Origin of the sequence: Streptomyces sp. SM18, assembly GCF_002910775.2 — a bacterium.
GTDB lineage: Bacteria > Actinomycetota > Actinomycetes > Streptomycetales > Streptomycetaceae > Streptomyces > Streptomyces halstedii.
In genome coordinates this window covers 1,850,665-1,867,611 of record NZ_CP029342.1, presented here as the reverse complement: position 1 = coordinate 1,867,611, position 16,947 = coordinate 1,850,665, and the positions used below count along the sequence as shown (strand labels likewise).

Sequence of the window (16,947 nt, the reverse complement as noted above, 5' to 3'; positions counted from 1 at the left end):
CGACCGTTGTCGGGCCGTGGGCGGGCCGCCGGTGGGCCCTGGGGGTCACTCGTCGACGAGGCTGGTGCTGTCCGAGAACTGGGCGAGCCGGAACACCACGAACTCCGCCGGTTTCACCGGGGCGACACCGATCTCGCAGACCACCCGGCCGAGGTCGATGGACTCCTGCGGGTTGTTCTGCCGGTCGCACTTCACGTAGAACGCCTCCTCCGCCGTACGGCCGAAGAGCGCGCCCCGGCGCCACTCCTCGGTGAGGAAGGCGGTGACGTTGCGCCGGATGCTCGACCACAGCCGGTCGTCGTTCGGCTCGAAGACGACCCACTGGGTGCCCAGCAGGATCGACTCCTCCAGGTAGTTGAAGAGCCGCCGCACGTTGAGGTAGCGCCAGGCCGGGTCCGAGGAGAGCGTCCGCGCCCCCCAGATCCGGATACCGCGCCCGGGGAAGGCGCGGACGCAGTTGACGCCGATCGGGTTGAGCAGGTCCTGCTCGCCCTTGCTCAGGCGCAGTTCCAGGTCCACCGCCCCGCGGATGACCTCGTTGGCCGGGGCCTTGTGCACCCCCCGCTCGGCGTCGCTGCGCGCCCACACTCCGGCGACATGACCGCTCGGCGGCACCATCGTGTTCCGGCCGCTCGCCGGGTCGAACACCTTGACCCAGGGGTAGTACACGGTGGCGTAGCGCGAGTCGAACCCGGTGTCCTCGTTGCGCCAGGTACGGACCCGCTGCGCGTTCATCGACGGCGGGGTGTCCAGGACGGCCACCCGGTCGCCCATCTGCTCGCAGTGCGAGATCACCGCGAGCTGGACGGTCTTGACGCCCTCGGCGTCCAGGTCGCCCCGCCGGTACGCGCTCATCAGATCCGGCACCGCGACCATGGTGATCTCGTCGATCGCCTCCAGACCGGCGAACCCGGTCCGGGCCGCCGCGTCGCCCACGTACTCGGCCGCGTCGAGCCGGGCGACCCCGGCGTTCGGGGCGGGCGCCGACGCGAGGCCGACGCTCTGACGCTCGGGACGGCTGGGCGCCACCCCCGTCTGCTCGGTGACCTCGATGAGCTTGGAGTCCCGCGCCTGGTTGACCAGGTAGCCCTTGACGCTCTTACGGGTGGAGGCTTCGTAGGTCTCCACCACCTTGCCGCTCTGCCGCACCAGCAGTCTGAAGCGGTCCTCCGGCGGGTTCTCGCCCTCCGCGTCCGCGACCTCCACGGAGAGGTCCGTACCGGCGCCGGGGCGTGCCGCGACCAGGAAACCGCCGATCGCCACCGGCTCCACCGGCCGTGCGCCCGCCTCGGGCTCCGCACCCTGGGCGGGGCCGCCGATCCGGACGACGTAGGCCGTGCCGCCGCCGTTGGCGAAGTAGCCGTAGACCGCGTGCGACAGATACGTGTCCGGGCTGAACGTGCCGAACGTCTGCACGTACTGGTCCCAGTTCGTCACCAGGGTCGGCTCGTGGAAGGGGCCGGTCTGCGCGAAGCCGACGAAGGCGGCCACGGCGGTGCCGACTCCCTCGATGGGCCGTGCTCCGGACTGCACCTCCTCCACGTAGACGCCCGGGGTGAGGTACGACGGCATGCTCGCTCCTTCAGCTGGCCCACTCGGTCACTGCCGAGTCTCACCGGGCCGTCAGGGCGGCGAACAGGTCCGAAGGTCCTGGACACGGGGCAGAGGACACTGCCTTCCCGGGGAACCCCGCCGGGGCGAGAACTGCCCGTCAGGACCCCGCCGGACGGCCGCATCGGCGCGCGTCGCCGCCCCGGCGTCCTGCCGGGGCTCCGCAGGGCGGCTACGCGTCCCCGGCCCGTCCGCCGTCCAGCCAGGGGCCGAACTCGCTCTCCAGGACCAGCCGTCCGAGCTTGCGGTACTCCTGGAGGACCGCCGAGACGACCTGCTCCATGCCGAGCGGGCGGCCCGCCTCCGCCGCCAGATAGGCCGCCGTCACCGCGCACGCCCGGATGGAGCCGCCCGCCAGCTCGAAGCGTTGCGCGCAGAACGCCAGGTCGAGCCCCCCGTCACGCGGCATCTCCGTACCGAGGCAGCGGTCCCACAGCGCGAGGCGCTGCGGCTCGTCGGGCATCGGGAACTCCGCGACCACGTCGAGCCGCCGGGTGAAGGCCTCGTCGAGATTGGCCCGCAGATTGGTGGTGAGCACCGCGATGCCGTCGAACGACTCCATGCGCTGGAGCAGGTACGCCGACTCCACGTTGGCGTGGCGGTCATGCGCGTCCTTGACCTGCGAACGCTTCCCGAACACCGCGTCCGCCTCGTCGAAGAGGAGGATGCCGTTGACCTCGGCCGCCTCGACGAAGATCCGTTCGAGGTTCTTCTCGGTCTCCCCGATGTACTTGTCCACGACGGTGGACAGGTCCACCACATAGAGCTCCATGCCGAGTTCGGCGGCCACCACCTCGGCGGACATCGTCTTGCCGGTACCGGACTCACCCGCGAACAGGGCGATCACCCCGCGTCCCCGGCCCCCGCCCGGACGCATCCGCCACTGCCCGAGCACCTGCTCGCGGTGGCGGGCCCGCAGCGCGAGTTCCCCCAGCTGACGGCGGGTCGCCGGAGGCAGCACCAGATCGTCCCAGCCGACGGCGGGCTCGACGCGCCGCGCCAGCCGTTCGAGCCCCGCGCTGTTCTGGGCGCGTACGGCGGCCCGCAGGTCGTCCGCGCCCACCGGCCGCCGCTCCAGCGCCGCCGTCCGGGTCGCCACGACGGCGGCCTTGCGCACCTGTTCGGCGTCCAGGCGGTACGGGGCCACGGCGTCGGCGAGCGCGTCGTCCAGCGGGGCGGGCTCGCCGGGGCCGCTCCCGGCGGCGTCCGCCAGCGCCCGTTCCCACTGGCGTGTCCGTCGCGCGGCCGGGGGAGGGGCCACGGCGAACCGCACGGGACTCTCCCGCGTCCACCACGGGTCCCAGCCCTTCGCCCCGTACGTCACCAGGGGGACACCGGCCGCCGCCGCGCACAGCTCGCGCAGCAGCCGCGCGCGTTCGGGGCGCCGGGGGTCCAGCGCGTCCACCGGACCGAGGACGAGACCGCCCCCGCTCAGCCGGGCCTCGGTGACCAGGGCGTGCGCGAGCCGCTCCGGGGCCGGGTCCGCGACCAGCGCCTCCGGGTCGACGACGAGCGGGCGACGGCCCCCGGCCAGCAGGGCGTCGACCGCCAGCCGGGCCGGGTCACCGCCCTTGTCCAGCAGATACACCAGCCCGCTGCCGGTCCGTACCGCGTCGGCCACGCGCGCGGCCTGTGCGGCGGCCGCCGGCTCCGGACGTCCCCCGCCGATCCGGACCACGCCCTGGAGCGCGTCGCCGATCTCGTCGTCACCGAGCAGGTGCGCGGTCACCCGGTCGGGCACCCGCAGCACCCGTGACAGCAGCGGAAGGCCGGGCTCCTGGACCTCCAGGAGCCCGCCGCCGACGAGCGGGGCCGCCGCCGAGAACCGGAACCGGCCCGGACCGGCGGCCGGCTGCCCGCACAGTTCCAGGGCGAGCCCGATGGTCGGCCGACGGCGGGTCAGGTCGTCGTTGAGATAGCCGTACAGCCGCTCGAACCGGGCGTCGATGTCGGGGGCGGTCGCCACCAGCAGCAGTTCCACGTCCAGCGGCAGCAGGCCGAAGCCGGCCGCCAGCCGCCCCAGCCGGCCCCCGGGGGACAGCGGCGCCCACCCCTCGCCACCCTCCGGCGGGGGGTGGAGCGCGGACGGTGCCGCGAGGATCCGCTCGGCCGCCTCGGGCGTCAGGTACTGCCCCCGGTACGGATCGTCCGGATCCGGGTCCACGGCCCGGCGGGCGGCCACGGCCCGTCGCACCCGCCGCTCGACGCCGCCCAGCCGCTCCCACAGATCCCGCGGACCGGCCGGGTCCACGAGACCGGGACCGCTCAAATCCCCCGGCCCCGCCACGTCCCCCGGTGCTGCCGAGTCCCCCGGCCCGGACGGCTCACCGAGCGGCGCCGCGTCGGCGTCCCGCCGGTCCCGCACCCCGTACGTCATCGGCCGGCACCCCCTCGGCGGCGGCGAGCGGCCGGACGGAGCCGTTCCCGCCCGGGGGCGGCGAACCCGTCCGGACCGGGGTCCGCCACCCCCTCGTACCGCAGCCGGCGCCCGGGGCCCGGCTCCGCGCCGTCCACCGCCGTGGCCGTCCGCACCACCAGGCCCTCGGTGACCGGCGGGCCCACGGCGCTCCGCTCACCGGCCATCGGCGCGGACACCCGCAGCACGATCGACGGCTTGAGCTCGCCCCCGAGCGCCGACCACACATCCGTGGCGGACGGGCCGTCCGTGCCGGGGCCCGCCGCGTCGATCCCGACCGTGAGACCCAGCTCCGCGAGGCTGCCCGTGCGGAACCGGGCGGGCAGCACGTCCGCCACGATCAGGCACCGCAACACCTCGGACAGCAGGCGGTGTTCGTCCTGCGGGCGGTTGGTCCAGGCGGTGACCAGATAGGTCAGGTCGAACCAGCGCGGCGGGGTGCGGCGGCCGACGACCGCCCCCTCGCCGTCGTACACCTCGGAGGTGCCGGACCGCCGCCGCGTCACGTCCTCGCGGATGTCGTACAGGAAGACGCTGATCGTCGGCGCGTTGCGCCGGGCCGACCAGTCCTTGGTGGGCGCGTCGAAGACGATCTCGACGCCGCTCTCCCGCAGTCCCGACTCCACCAGCAGCAGTCGCAGGCCCTCGTCGACCTCGTGGATCACCGGCGCTCCACCTCGTCGGGCGGCCCGATACTGCCGGTCACCACCAGGAACGTGGTGGTGACCGGGCTGAATCCGGGACCCTCCGCCGTGATGGTGCGCGGTCCCGTCCGGTCCTTGAAGAGGATCAGCAACTGCCCGATGAACCTGCGGTCCGAGCCGGGGACCACCGGCGGGGCCGCCGCCGTGATGCCCGGATCCCAGGTGAGCGTCACCGGTGCGCCGGGCGGGAAGTCCTTGCCCCGCACCGAGGTCACGAACCCCGGCTTGCCGACCTCGGGCACCGAGACGATCTTCGGCTGGAGGATCCGCAGCGGGGTCCGCGCGGTGTTGTCGCGCGGGTCGGCGTCGGTACCGGTGGTGGTCAGGGTGCCCGTGATCACGGTCCGCAGCGCCTTGTCCGGTGCCAGCACCACCCGTACGACGGTGGAGGCTCCCGGCGCCAGATCGCCCAGGGCGCACACCCCGGCGCGGCATCCGGCGGGCGGCGGACCGGCCGGTACGCCCGACGGCAGGCCGAGGCGCAGCCGCAGCCCGGTCGCCAGGGCGTTCCGCCCGTTGCGCACGGTGTAGGTCACCACGACCCGCCCGCCCACGAAGCCCGGGTTCGGCTGGGCCGCGACCGTGAGACCCGGTCCCGCCGAGGGCGGTGCCGGTGCCGGGGGAGCGGGGGCCGGTGCGGGCGGCGTCGAGGGGGACGGCGCCGGAGCGGTCGGCGGGGGCGTCGGGGTGGCCGTGGGAGGCGTGGGCGTCGGGGTCGGCGTGGGCGTCGGGGTCACGGCATCGACCGGGACGACGGTCTCCGCCGCGTTGTCGGTGGGGCTGGGATCGACGACCGATCCGGCGACCGACCACCCGATCCGCTGGTCCCCCGTCGTCACCCCGGTCAGCTCGACGGTCACCGGCACGCTCGCACCGGGCGCGAGGAGGCCCAGGTCGCACTGCGGGGAGCCGGCGGGGCAGGGACCGGACGGTGTGGTCAGGGAATCGACGCGCACACCGGGCGGGGCGTCCGCGGTGAACGTCGTACGCGGTGAGGGCGCCGGACCGTGGTTGGTCACGGTGACGGTCAGCGAGACGGACGAACCGGCCTCCACCCGGGGCCCGACGGGCGGGGCGCTCACCGACAGGTCGACCGACTGCTGGTAGGCGGGCTCCTTCTGCCGGCCGGGCAGCCTGTCCGTCAGCGGGGTCAGGACACCGGAGCCCAGGTCGAGGACGGACAGCGCCTCCGGTGAGTTCGGCGCGCCCGCGCGGCGCGAACTCAGCAGCAGCCGCCCGCCGTCGGGCGACCAGGCCACGTCGCGGGGCTGGAACGGCCCGGTGCCGGAGGTGTCCGTGCCCGGAAGGTCCCTGCCGCAGGCGCCCGGGTCGTCCCGCAGCACCGCCGGCAGCACGACCTGGCACGCCTCGTCCGTCACCGAGGTGACGACGAGGCCCGCCCGCTCCTCCTCCCCGCTGTCCTTCCGGTTGAAGGCGAGCGTGCGGCCGTCGGGGGAGAAGGCCGGACTGTCGTCGATCACCTCGCAGGTCCCGGGGCAGCGCGTCGCGCTCAGGTCGTGCTGGTCGTCCAGCGCGTCCACCGGCACGGTCCAGACGTGCTTGCTGCCGCCACGGCCGTCGACGGTGTGATTGCGGGTGAACGCGAGGGTCTCGCCGTCCGGCGACCAGGTGGGCTGCGCGTCACCGGCCGTCTCCAGCCCGGCGGGCGGGACGACCCGGTCGAGGACCGCCCCGGTGTCCAGGTCGGCCACCAGGATCCTGCCGGGGCCGGAGGCGTCACCGACGCCCCCGGGCGAGGTCCGGGTGAAGGCGAGCCGCGTGCCGTCCGGCGAGATGGTGGGATCGGTGTCCCAGTCCCGGGGGCCGGGTTCGCCCAGCGTCAGCCGGGTGGGGTCCGAGCCGTCCGCCTCCACGAGCCAGATGCGCGCGACCCGTTCGCCCAGCTCGCCCTCGAACCGGGTCACCACGATGTGCCGGCCGTCCGGCGTGTAGTTCTGCCGCTCGTGCCAGGGGTCGTAGCCGTTCTGCGGGAGGAACAGCCGGTTCGTCGTCGCGTCCCGCACGGCTTCCGGATCCTCCAGGAGGATGCCGACGCGCAGGTCGCGTGGGTCCGAGCCGTCCGGCCGCGCGTCCTGGAGGGTCGCCTCGTTGGCCGACGCGGCGGTCGTACGGGCGACCACCACGGACCCGGTCGCCGATCCCAGCCAGGTCGGTGAGGCGACGTCGCGGTTCTCGCCCAGGAGCAGTTCCGGCTCCCCGTACGTCTGGGTTCCGTACCGGTAGACGTTGTCGTACGGGTCGCACGTGCAGGTCTGGTCGGGGCTGAGGAAGAGCAGGTCGTCACCGTTCGGCAGCCAGGCGGGCGCCTTGGTGCTCCACGCGGCCGGGCCGCCCGTCAGCAGCGCGTGGTCGGAGCCCTTGCCGTCCGTCAGCCACAGATGGGGCTTCTTCGCCGGGTCCGTCTCCGGTTCGCCCCCCGGCTCCGCCCCCGCGTCCGGGTCCAGGGTGAAGGCGACGAGATCGCGGTGGTCGTCGTCGTCCACCGGGTTCCAGGCGGGCTCGATCGCGTCGCCCGCCGGTGTGTCACTGATCCTGCGCTCCGGGCCTCCGGACAGCGCCCGCTCGTAGATCTGCCGTCCGCGCCCCGGATCGGCGTCGCTGGAGTAGGCGAGCCGGGAGCCGTCCGGGGAGAAGGTGGGGGAGACCTCGTCGGCGGCCGTGTCGGTGAGCCTGCGCAGCCCGGTCCCGTCGGTGCCGATCGTCCACAGGTCACGCGCCGCGTCCTCGTCCGGGGCCTCGGGGTCCGGCGCGTCGAACACCACCGTCCCCCCGTCCGGGGAGAGTTCGGGGTGGGCGGCGTCGAGCCCGGTGGTCAGCCTGCGCATGGAACCGTCCGTGTCGCGCAGATACACCTCGGGGCGGGCGCTGTCCCGCAGGCTGGTGAAGACCAGCAGGCCGTCCCGGGCCGAGGGCTGCTGGTCGAAGTGCGCGGGGCCGGTGCCGAAGAGCTCCTCGCTGGAGTCCTTGGCCACCACCCGGCCCAGGCTGAGGTGTCCGGTGCCCGCGAAGGCGATCCGTCCGGCGTCGGCGGCCGCGCCGGGCGCCGGTTCGGCCGCGGCGGCCCGGGACGCGCCGAGGTGCCCGGGGACGGACCCCGTCGCCAGCAGGGGGACCAGCAGCACAAGGGCGCCGGCCAGCACGCCCGGACGGGCATACCGGGCGGCCGGGCCAACAGTGCCGGTCACGGGTCACCTCGCAGTCGGATCGGGGCAGGCCTCATGGCTCTCCATGGACAAGCGTCACCGTCCCGTACGGGGAAATACAGGCCGGGAGTACCCGGGGCGGGGGAAGCGCCCTTGCCCTTTCCGGCCATCGCGCCCGCCCCGCCCCGGACCGGCCGCCGCCCGGGCGGGACCGCCCGGTCAGATGAGCCCGTGCCGCATCGCGTAGCCCACGGCATGGGCCCGGTTGCGCAGGCGCAGCCGTGTCGCCACCTCGTGCAGCACGTTCTTCACGGTGCGCTCGGAGTACGAGGTCTTCAGGGCGATCTCCGAGGTGTCGAAGCCCTCCGACACCAGCCGGAGCATGTCCGCCTCACGGGTCGTCAGGGTGGAGAGCGTCAGCCCCCGGGGGTCGAGCACCGTGCGCTGCACCCTGCTGACGTGGTCGAGGAGCTTGCCGAGCAGATCGCCCGGCAGCACCCCCTCCCCGTTGGCCATCGCCGTGACCAGGTGGACGAGCCGGTCCCGGTCGGCCTCCGAACGCCGCAGGACGGCGGCCACCCCGCACTCGATCATCGTCTGCAACGAGCCCGCCTCGAAGAGACCGACGACCAGTCCGGTGCGGGTCGAGGTGTTGCGCTGGAGGCGGTGCAGCAGTTGCACGGTGGGTTCGTCCACCCTGTCCACCACGACCAGCGAGACCTGGGCGCGGTCCGCGTCGGCGTCCATGAGCAGCTCCGTCTCCGGGCGCTGGCGTAACTGCTGGACGACGCCGGTGTGCAGGATCGGGTCCTCCGCGTACACCGCGACGGAGACCCGTTCCGGCGCGGTGCGTGTTTTCTGTGTCGGTACGTCCGGTCCCGGATGCTGCCGGGCACCCCCGGGCTCGTACGTCGCCTCTGTGAAGATCATCGTTCCACTGCCCATTTTCTTCTGATGTCTGCGCTCGCCACGACGGGGATGTGCGGTACGGAGGAGCCGGGTGCCTCAGGGGGCGCGGGGCCGGGTCCGCGAAGCCCCGGCACGGACGGTGGGTGCGGCGCGGCGGCGTGCCCCGGGGGCAGCGTCCCTGCCCGCTCGTTGCCCTCCCGACTCTGCTGGAGGGGCGGTCCGCCGTCCTAGCGTCGGATCGTGACCACATCTGCCGAACTCGGAATCCCCGCGGTGACGGTGTCGCCCGGCGGCGAGGCGACGACGACCCTGACCGTGCGCAACGACAGCGACATCGTCGAGGCCTACACGCTCGAAGTCGTCGGCGACTGCGCCGCGTGGAGCACCGTCGAGCCGGCACGCGTCTCGCTGTACCCCGGGACCTCCGAGCAGGTGACGATCAGACTCGCGCCTCCCCGGTCGCACGAGGTCCGCGCCGGGGACATGCCCCTGGGCGTCCGCGTCCTGCCGGCGGAGCACCCCGACCGGGTGGTGGTGCCCGAGACCACGGTGCACGTCGAGGCGTTCCGGGAGCTGCGCACCGAGCTGAGCCCCCGGCGCCGGCGCGGCTGGCTCGGCGCCCGGTACCGCACCGCCGTGCAGAACCGGGGGAACACCCCCGTGGGGGTCGCCCTCGCGGGCCGGCAGGCCGGGGAGGACCTGAAGCTCGCCTTCACGCCGGACACCCGGAGCCTGGAGCCGGGCGAGTCCGCCGACGTACGCCTGCGGGTCCGCACCCGGAAGCCGGTCTGGTTCGGCGCACCGGTGACCTGGCCCTTCGAGGCCGAGGTGGCCGAGAGCGGGGACGGCGCCCCGGAAGAGGAGAGCGAGCGTCAGAAGGAGTCCCTGGCGGGTGAGTTCCTCCAGCTCCCGGTCTTCCCGAAGTGGCTGCTGATCGTGCTCGCCGCACTCGTGGCCCTGCTGGTCGCCTGGTTCGCCCTGGTCCGGCCCGCCGTGCGCAGCGCGGCCGAGGAGGCGGGGACCGAGGCGGCCGAGAAGCAGGTGGCCCGGGGCGCCCAGCAGCAGGGCGGACAGGCGGCGCCCGGCGCGGGCGAGGGTACGGGCGGCCAGGGGACGGACGACGGAAGCGGCGCGCCGGGAACCGGCACGGGCACCGGATCGGGCACGGGCACCGGATCGGGTGGCGGGCCGGGCGGCGGCGGTCAGCACTCGGAGACGATCGACGTGGAGACGGCGAGCGGATCCGAGGAGAGCGGGACGTACAAGGTCGAGCCCGGAAAGGTCTTCGCCGTCACCGACATCGTGGTGGCGAACTTCCAGGGAGACGAAGGAGTGGTGACGATCTCCTTCGGGGAACGGAAGATCACCACGATCGCTCTGGAGACTTTCCGCAATCAGGACTACCACTGGGTGACCCCCATCCAGATTCAGCAGAACGCGACCGTCACCGTTTCCGTGACCTGTGAGAAGCCGGGCACCCCCGCCACCGGGAAGCAGGCTTCCGCATGCCGTCAGGTCCTCAATGTCAGCGGTGTGCTGAGAGATCTGGAACCGCGGTAACCGTGGTGGTCGCAGGGACAGCTTGATTCCTCCCGGGCCCGAAGAGAAGGGCCGAATTCCAGGGCTGTCCGGAAAGTGACTACCCGGCGTCGGCTATTCATGTGTCGGACGCCACGCAACCGCGCCACCCTGGGTCGTACAGGTCCGGACCAATCTGGTGGAATGCGCGGTGTGCGGAGTCGGCGGAACGTCGGTTCGCCGCATCGTGCCTGGTGGGAGCTGCTTCGGAGAGATACGGGCGGGCTGTCGGAGGAATGGCGCGACCCGGTCGCGGGTGTCTCGGTGAGCCTTCTATTCTGGCTGAATAATGACCGTTGGATTCCGCTCCTCGGGACGGCCGGGAGCCGTCCGAGGTGATCTTCCGGTCCCGCTCTGACCTCGGACGATTACCCAGTCCCACCCGAAACGGACGCGGATCACCTGGTAAACGGGTTTGGGTCGCGCCCTGACGGGCAAGGCGCCGGAACCCGCCGTCCGCGTCCCGGTGACGAAGTCGTACACATCCCCGAGATGAATACGAAACAAAAAGGCCACGACCCGCCGGGGCGGTGGACGCACCGCCCGCCACGGCACGGGAATTCCCGCCACGGACGGGCAGCTGGAGATGCCCTTCCGGGCGGTCGCGCATGCCCTTTCGGGCAGCCGGAGATGCCCCGCGCGTCTTTTCCCGCCCGCGTGCGCGGGCGCGCGCCGAGCGACCGGAGTAAATCCCCCGGGCCGCCGAAGACGGGACCCCCGCCGGGGAGCACGGAGCCGCACCGGCCGGGCGGGACGGCCCGCCGCGCCGCGCGTGCGGAGGCGGCCCGCGATGACGGGGCCGCGCTCACCGCCCCGGAAAACCCCGCGCCCCTCTCCCACCGGCTCTGCTACAGATGGGCCCCTGCCGACGGGGGGAGCGACATGACCACACAGGGCGGACCGGTGACGGTGCGCGAGGCGGTGCCCGAGGACGCCGAGGAGGTCACCCGGGTCCTCCTGGCCTCACGGGCCGCCGCACTGCCGTATCTGCCCCGCGTACACAGCGACGCGGACACGCTCGCCTGGATCACCCATGTGCTGCTGCCCGGCAGCCGGGTGTGGGTGGCCGAGGGCCCGGCGGGGGAGATCCTCGGCTTCGCCGCGCTGGACGGTGCCGAGCTGGACCAGCTCTACCTGCGGCCGGACACACTGAGGCGCGGCGTGGGCACCCGGCTGCTGGACCACGTCAAGGCGGCCTCGGCAGGGGAGTTGAGCCTGTACACCTTCCAGCGCAACACCGGCGCACGGGCCTTCTACGAGCGGCACGGCTTCACCGCGGTGGCGTACGACGACGGCTCCCGCAACGAGGAACGGGAGCCGGACGTGCGCTACCGGTGGACCGCCGCCGGATGAGCTGAGAGCGGAGCGCGGCCCGCGCGGAGCCCGGTGAAACAGGGCCGGAAACCCGTTTCCGAGAGCGTCACCACGCCATGACCGAGCGTCTATTGTGGCCTACCACAACGGGCATACGGGGGGCTTCGATGCATAACCAGGGCACGACCGGCCAGGGCTCGGGCAACGGGCCGGACACCGTGATCGCCGGCCGCTACCGGCTGCTGAGCCAGCTCGGGCGCGGCGGGATGGGGGTGGTCTGGGAGGCCCTCGACACGAGCCTCGACCGCAAGGTGGCCGTCAAGGGGCTGCTCTACCCCGGTGCCGTCACCCCCGTCGCCCAGGCGCAATGGGTCAACCGGGCGCGCCGGGAGGCACAGGCCATCGCCCGGATCGGGCACCAGAACGTGGTGGCCGTGCACGACGTGATCGAGGACGGCAACCAGGTCTGGATCGTGATGGAGCTGCTCAACTCCCGCTCCCTGGCCGACCTCCTGCGCGAACAACGACAGCTCTCCGTACCGCACGCGGCGCGCATAGGGCTCCAGGTGCTGCGGGGACTGACCGCCGTGCACGAGGCCGGGGTGCTGCACCGGGACGTCAAGCCCCACAACATCCTGTTCCGCCCCGACGGGCGCGCCCTCCTCATGGACTTCGGCATCGCCACCTTCGAGGGCGCGGTGCAGGTGACCCGGTCGCACGAGATCATCGGCACCCCGCAGTACCTCGCCCCCGAACTGCTCAGCCGCACCGTGGAGCACCCGCACCCCGCGACGGCCGCGTCCGACCTGTGGGCGCTCGGCGTCACCCTCTACGAGATGGTGGAGGGCAGACGCCCCTTCGACGGGGCCACCAGCTTCGAGGTCCTCATCGCGGTACGCGAGTCACCGGTGCCGCCCATGAAGTACGCCGGACCGCTCACGGCGCTCATCGAGGCCCTGCTGCGGAAGGACCCCGCGGCGCGCCCGGACGCCACCGAGGCGGAGCGGACGCTCCAGGCCGTCACCCGGGACTTCGCCGTACTCGACACCCCCGCGCCCCCGAAGCCCGCCGGACCCGTCCCGCAGGAGCCGGGGCCGGTCACGGGCCACACCGGGACGCCCGGCCGCAGACGCCCGTGGGACCGGTGGAAGGTCCCGGCGGCCGTGCTGTGCACGGCGCTGCTCGCGGGCGCCGCCTGGTTCGTCTGGGGGCAGGGCGGCGGGGACGGCACGACGGCCGGCGGCGCGCCGGAGACGGGGGTCGTGGACGACCAGGGCAAGGCCGCCGGTCCGCCGAAGTTCAGCGACACCCACGACGTCCTGCGGATCGGGGTCAAGGGGGACCAGCCCGGCCTGAGCGTGAAGAGCGGCAAGACCTTCAAGGGGTTCGAGGTGGACATGGGCCGGGCCGTCGCCCGGATCCTGGGCTTCGGTGACGACCAGGTGGAGTTCGTCCGGGTGAACTCCAGCAACCGCAGCGCCTATCTGCGGACCGACCGGGTGGACCTCGTCCTCGCCAGCTACAGCATCAGCGAGGAACGCGAGAAGCTGGAGAAGGTCTCCTTCGCCGGCCCCTACTTCGAGGCGCTCAAGGGCCTGCTGGTCCGCAAGAACCGGCCCTACAACGACCTGAGCGACCTCCAGAACGACTCCGGAGCGAAGGTCTGCACCGCCAGGGAGTCGGTCTACGTCCCCTGGATCAAGAAGGAGGGCATGGCCGGACAGCAGGTCCTCCTCTCCGGCTACGAGGACTGCGTCAAGGCCCTGCTGAACCCGCAGAGCCCCGTCTACGCGGTGGCCACCGACGACGTCATCGTCGCGGGTCTCGCGGACAAGTACGCCGACAAGACGAAGGCGCTCGACAGCCTCGGCGGCGACGCGGAGGGCTACGGCGTCGCGACGGACGCGCGCAAGACGGATCTGCACCGGGAGGTGTGCGAGGCCCTGGAGAAGATCACGGACACCAGCGGCGGGGCCTCGCGGTGGTCCGAGATCTACGTCGAGCACCTGAAGCCGATAATGCGCCAGCCCACCCCGGGCGAACCGGCTCTGACGACGTGCTGAGGGCGGGCACCGGTGCCGGGCCGGAGGCGGTGCGGCACCCCGTCAGACGAGCGGCGGGCGGCCCAGCCGCGTCATCCGCCACACCGTCCGCCAGCGCATCGGGGCACGGACACCGCAGGGCGTGCGCATCCCCTCCGCGAAGCCGGACGCCCAGGCCCGCAGACCCGGTGCCGAGCGGGTACGGGCGACGGTGAGCAGGATCCACACGCCGAGGTAGGCGGGGACCAGGGGCAGCGGCAGGTTGCGGCGGGCCAGCCAGACCCGGTTGCGGGCCGTCATCCGGTAGTAGACCGCGTGCCGGGCCGGTGAGGTCTTGGGGTGCTGGAGCAGCAGCGCGGGCTCGTAGAGGATCGTCCAGCCCGCGTCGAGCGCCCGCCAGGACAGGTCCGTCTCCTCGTGGGTGAAGAAGAACTCGGCGGGCCACGGACCCGTCTCGGCGAGCATCCTCATCGAGAGCGCGTGGCCGCCGCCCAGGAACGCGGTCACCGGCCCGCGGCGCATCGGGTCCCCGGCGCGCAGCCGCGGCACATGGCGGCGCTGGGTCTCGCCGCGCTCGTCCGCGATGCGGAAGCCCACGATGCCCAGGCGGGGGTCGGCGGCGTACAGCTCCTGGACCGTGCGGAACACCGACGCGTCCACCAGGAGCCCGTCGTCGTCCAGCTCGATCACCACGTCCACGTCGTCCAGTGCCGCGAGCGCGGCCAGCGCCTCGTTGCGGCCGCCGGGGCAGCCGAGGTTCTCGTCCAGCTCGATCGTGGTGACCCCGCCCGCCAGGTCGCCCAGGCCGGGGAAGGCGCTGTAGTCGGGCAGCCGGGTGCCGTTGCCGACGACGACGACCCGGGCCGGCCGGACGTCCTGCATGGCCACCGACGCCAGCAGCGCCTCGACCTGCCGGGGCCGGTCGCCCATGGTGACGACGGAAACGCCGATGCGTGGTGCGGTCAAGGCTCGGTACTCCCGGTGTGGTGCGGCTGGGGCCCGGCGGCGAGGCGGTGTGGCACGGGCCGCGGTGCCCGCGATCGTAACGCCTCCCCGTTCACCGGGTGGTGGCCGCCCGGCCGTCCACGGGCCGGTCGCCGTTCAGCTCGGCGTGTCAGGGCGTGTCACCGCGCTCGCCGCCGGACCCAGGGATGCGCGGCGGCGGAAGGGTCTCCCGCCGCCGCGCACCCCCGGAGCGGTCAGGCGGGGAGGGCCTCGACCGTCGGGGCCACCGTGCCGAACAGGTCGGTGATGCCGGTCAGCGCGGCGGCCTGGAGGGCGGCGGCGGACAGGACCGTGCCGTCCGGGGCGGTGAGCGAGCGGGTGGCGGTGGCCTCCGCGACCACGGTGGGCCGGTAGCCGAGGTTGAACGCCCCCTGGGCGGTGTAGTTGACGCACATGTGCGTCATGAAGCCGGCCAGCACCAGGTCCTTGCCGCTGCCGGGCTCGGCACCCAGGCCGGACAGCGTCTTCTCCAGCGTGGTGGCGTGGAAGGAGTTGGGGTGGTGCTTCACGACCACCGGCTCGCCCTCCACCGGGGCGACCTCGTCGCTGATCGCGCCGATGTGGGCGCGGATGTCGTACGGGGTGTTCTCACCGCCGTCGTTGACCACATGGACCACCGGGGTGCCGGCGGCGCGGGCCCGCTCCAGGAGGCGGGCCGCCGCGGCGACGGCCTCCTCGACGCCCTCCAGCGCCAGGACGCCGCTCCGGTAGGTGTTCTGGCAGTCGATCAGGATCAGCACGGACTCGCTCAGCCGGGGCGGTGTGCTGTCCAGGCCGATGACGTCACGCAGGGAGGGGGAGGGCTGGTTTCCGCTCATGTCGGTACCTTTCGGGTGCGGTTGGGGTGGGCCGCGGCACGGCGGAGTCGTCCGCCACGCGTGGGCCGGTGCGGAGGGTGGTGGGTGGAGGGGCCTCAGGTGGTTCCGGCGGCTCCGGTGGTGCCCGTGGGTCCGGTGGTGCCGGTGGTGCCGGTGGTGCCTGTGCTGCCCGTGGTCTTCTTGGTGCCGGCCGTCCCGGAGTTCGCCGCGGCCCCCCGGCGGAAGCGGCGGCGGTGGGCGGCCGGTGTGGTGGCGTACTGCCGTTTGAACGCGCGGTGCAGGGTCTGCGTCGAGCCGAGGCCGGTCGCCGCCGTGACGTGGTCCAGGGAGCAGTCCGTGGTCTCCAGCAGGCGTCGCGCCATCTCGACCCGGGCCGCCTCGACGTAGGCGGCCGGACCGGCGCCGGTCTCCCGCTTGAAGACCCGGGCGAAGTGCCGCTCGCTCAGGCACATACGGCCGGCCAGCGCCTCCGCCGACAGATCCTCGTCGAGATGGTCGGAGATCCACAGCCGCAGCTCGTCGATGTCCCGGCGGGAGGCGGCGGGCTTGCTGAGCGGTACGGAGAACTGGCTCTGCCCGCCCTGCCGCTTGAGGTACATCACCAACTGCCGTGCCACGGCGAGGGCGATGTCCTCGCCCAGGTCCTCCGCCACCAGGGCCAGCGCGAGGTCCAGGCACGAGCTGATCCCGGCGCCCGTCCAGAGCCGTCCCTGATCGGCGCGGACGAAGATCGGGTCCGGATCGACGGTGACGGCGGGGTGATCGGCGGCGAGCTGGGCGGCCGTCGCCCAGTGGGTGGTCGCCGTCTTCCCGTCCAGCAGCCCGGCCGCCGCCAGCAGATGCGCGCCCACACAGAGCGAGGCCACCCGCCGCGCCCTCGGGGCCACAGCTCTCACCCAGGCCACCACGTCGGGATCGACGAGGACGGTCGGGACACCGCCGCTCATGACGGCGGCACCGGGCACCAGCAGGGTGTCGATCGGCCCGTCCACCTCCTCGAAGGCGACGTCCGTCACCAGCCGCACGCCCGCCGACGTCCGCACCGGCCCGGCGGCCGGCCCCGCGAGGCGGACCCGGTAGCAGCCGGCCCGGCCCACGGCGTCCCCGCCCCCCGTGTCACCGTCCAGGGTGCTCCGGGCCGCGAACTCCGCCCCGGGAACGCCCCGTTCGGCCGCCTCCCGGTCGGCGAGCGCGAAGACCTCGGCCGGGCCGGTGACATCCAGGAGGTCGACACCGGGGAAGACCGCGATGACCACATGGTGTGGAAGGGGCATGCCCCCATCCTCATCGCCCCGCCCGACGGCGGCAATGACGATTCCCTGTCACATCCGGACACGAAACCGCGTCCTCCGCCACGTTCGCCGGTCAGCAGCTGTCATCGCCCGG

At 73.5% G+C, this 16,947-nt stretch carries 11 protein-coding genes; 3 read left to right on the top strand and 8 right to left on the bottom strand.

What is annotated here, in order from left to right:
* Nucleotides 1–45 precede the first annotated feature (45 nt).
* From B9S64_RS08290 to B9S64_RS08270, 5 genes are all read right to left on the bottom strand, one after another.
* Nucleotides 46–1,572, bottom strand: a complete 1,527-nt coding sequence (locus B9S64_RS08290; RefSeq protein WP_103491064.1) for a phage tail sheath family protein — start codon at nt 1,570–1,572, stop codon at nt 46–48.
* Nucleotides 1,573–1,783: 211 nt separating this feature from the next.
* Nucleotides 1,784–3,988: an ATP-binding protein gene (locus B9S64_RS08285; protein ID WP_103491063.1), complete on the bottom strand. Its 2,205-nt coding sequence runs from the start codon at nt 3,986–3,988 to the stop codon at nt 1,784–1,786.
* A complete protein-coding gene (locus B9S64_RS08280) occupies nt 3,985–4,692 on the bottom strand; it encodes a DUF4255 domain-containing protein (protein WP_103491062.1) in 708 nt (235 codons plus the stop codon). The genes B9S64_RS08285 and B9S64_RS08280 overlap by 4 nt, the downstream gene beginning before the upstream one ends.
* Complete coding sequence (locus B9S64_RS08275; RefSeq protein WP_103491061.1) at nt 4,689–7,937, bottom strand: DUF11 domain-containing protein; 3,249 nt, start codon at nt 7,935–7,937, stop codon at nt 4,689–4,691. The genes B9S64_RS08280 and B9S64_RS08275 overlap by 4 nt, the downstream gene beginning before the upstream one ends.
* Nucleotides 7,938–8,114: 177 nt before the next feature.
* Nucleotides 8,115–8,825, bottom strand: a complete 711-nt coding sequence (locus B9S64_RS08270) for a LuxR C-terminal-related transcriptional regulator (protein ID WP_103491060.1) — start codon at nt 8,823–8,825, stop codon at nt 8,115–8,117.
* A gap of 219 nt (nt 8,826–9,044) precedes the next feature.
* On the opposite strand from B9S64_RS08270, the gene B9S64_RS08265 reads away from it, so the two are divergent.
* The 3 genes from B9S64_RS08265 to B9S64_RS08250 all read left to right on the top strand — a co-directional run bounded on the left by B9S64_RS08265 (nt 9,045) and on the right by B9S64_RS08250 (nt 13,759).
* Nucleotides 9,045–10,364, top strand: coding sequence for a hydrolytic protein (locus B9S64_RS08265; protein ID WP_228867167.1), 1,320 nt, complete (start codon nt 9,045–9,047; stop codon nt 10,362–10,364).
* A gap of 900 nt (nt 10,365–11,264) precedes the next feature.
* Nucleotides 11,265–11,735, top strand: coding sequence for a GNAT family N-acetyltransferase (locus B9S64_RS08255; protein WP_103491057.1), 471 nt, complete (start codon nt 11,265–11,267; stop codon nt 11,733–11,735).
* A 128-nt stretch (nt 11,736–11,863) separates the two neighbouring features.
* Complete coding sequence (locus tag B9S64_RS08250) at nt 11,864–13,759, top strand: serine/threonine-protein kinase (protein WP_103491056.1); 1,896 nt, start codon at nt 11,864–11,866, stop codon at nt 13,757–13,759.
* Between the two features lie 42 nt (nt 13,760–13,801).
* Here the strand turns inward: B9S64_RS08250 and B9S64_RS08245 are convergent, their stop codons facing one another.
* From B9S64_RS08245 to B9S64_RS08235, 3 genes are all read right to left on the bottom strand, one after another.
* Nucleotides 13,802–14,704 (bottom strand): glycosyltransferase family 2 protein, encoded by a 903-nt coding sequence (locus tag B9S64_RS08245; protein ID WP_103491055.1) that lies wholly within the window; start codon nt 14,702–14,704, stop codon nt 13,802–13,804.
* Between the two features lie 233 nt (nt 14,705–14,937).
* Complete coding sequence (locus tag B9S64_RS08240; protein WP_103491054.1) at nt 14,938–15,561, bottom strand: isochorismatase family protein; 624 nt, start codon at nt 15,559–15,561, stop codon at nt 14,938–14,940.
* A 95-nt stretch (nt 15,562–15,656) separates the two neighbouring features.
* Nucleotides 15,657–16,835, bottom strand: a complete 1,179-nt coding sequence (locus B9S64_RS08235) for a GlxA family transcriptional regulator (RefSeq protein ID WP_103491053.1) — start codon at nt 16,833–16,835, stop codon at nt 15,657–15,659.
* Nucleotides 16,836–16,947 lie beyond the last annotated feature (112 nt).

Bases quoted from the DNA above. Each gene is read 5' to 3' on its own strand.
- B9S64_RS08290 (WP_103491064.1), bottom strand. From the start codon at position 1,572: ATGCCGTCGTACCTCACCCCGGGCGTCTACGTGGAGGAGGTGCAGTCC.
- B9S64_RS08285 (WP_103491063.1), bottom strand. From the start codon at position 3,988: ATGACGTACGGGGTGCGGGACCGGCGGGACGCCGACGCGGCGCCGCTC.
- B9S64_RS08270 (WP_103491060.1), bottom strand. From the start codon at position 8,825: ATGATCTTCACAGAGGCGACGTACGAGCCCGGGGGTGCCCGGCAGCAT.
- B9S64_RS08255 (WP_103491057.1), top strand. From the start codon at position 11,265: ATGACCACACAGGGCGGACCGGTGACGGTGCGCGAGGCGGTGCCCGAG.
- B9S64_RS08250 (WP_103491056.1), top strand. From the start codon at position 11,864: ATGCATAACCAGGGCACGACCGGCCAGGGCTCGGGCAACGGGCCGGAC.
- B9S64_RS08240 (WP_103491054.1), bottom strand. From the start codon at position 15,561: ATGAGCGGAAACCAGCCCTCCCCCTCCCTGCGTGACGTCATCGGCCTG.
- B9S64_RS08235 (WP_103491053.1), bottom strand. From the start codon at position 16,835: ATGCCCCTTCCACACCATGTGGTCATCGCGGTCTTCCCCGGTGTCGAC.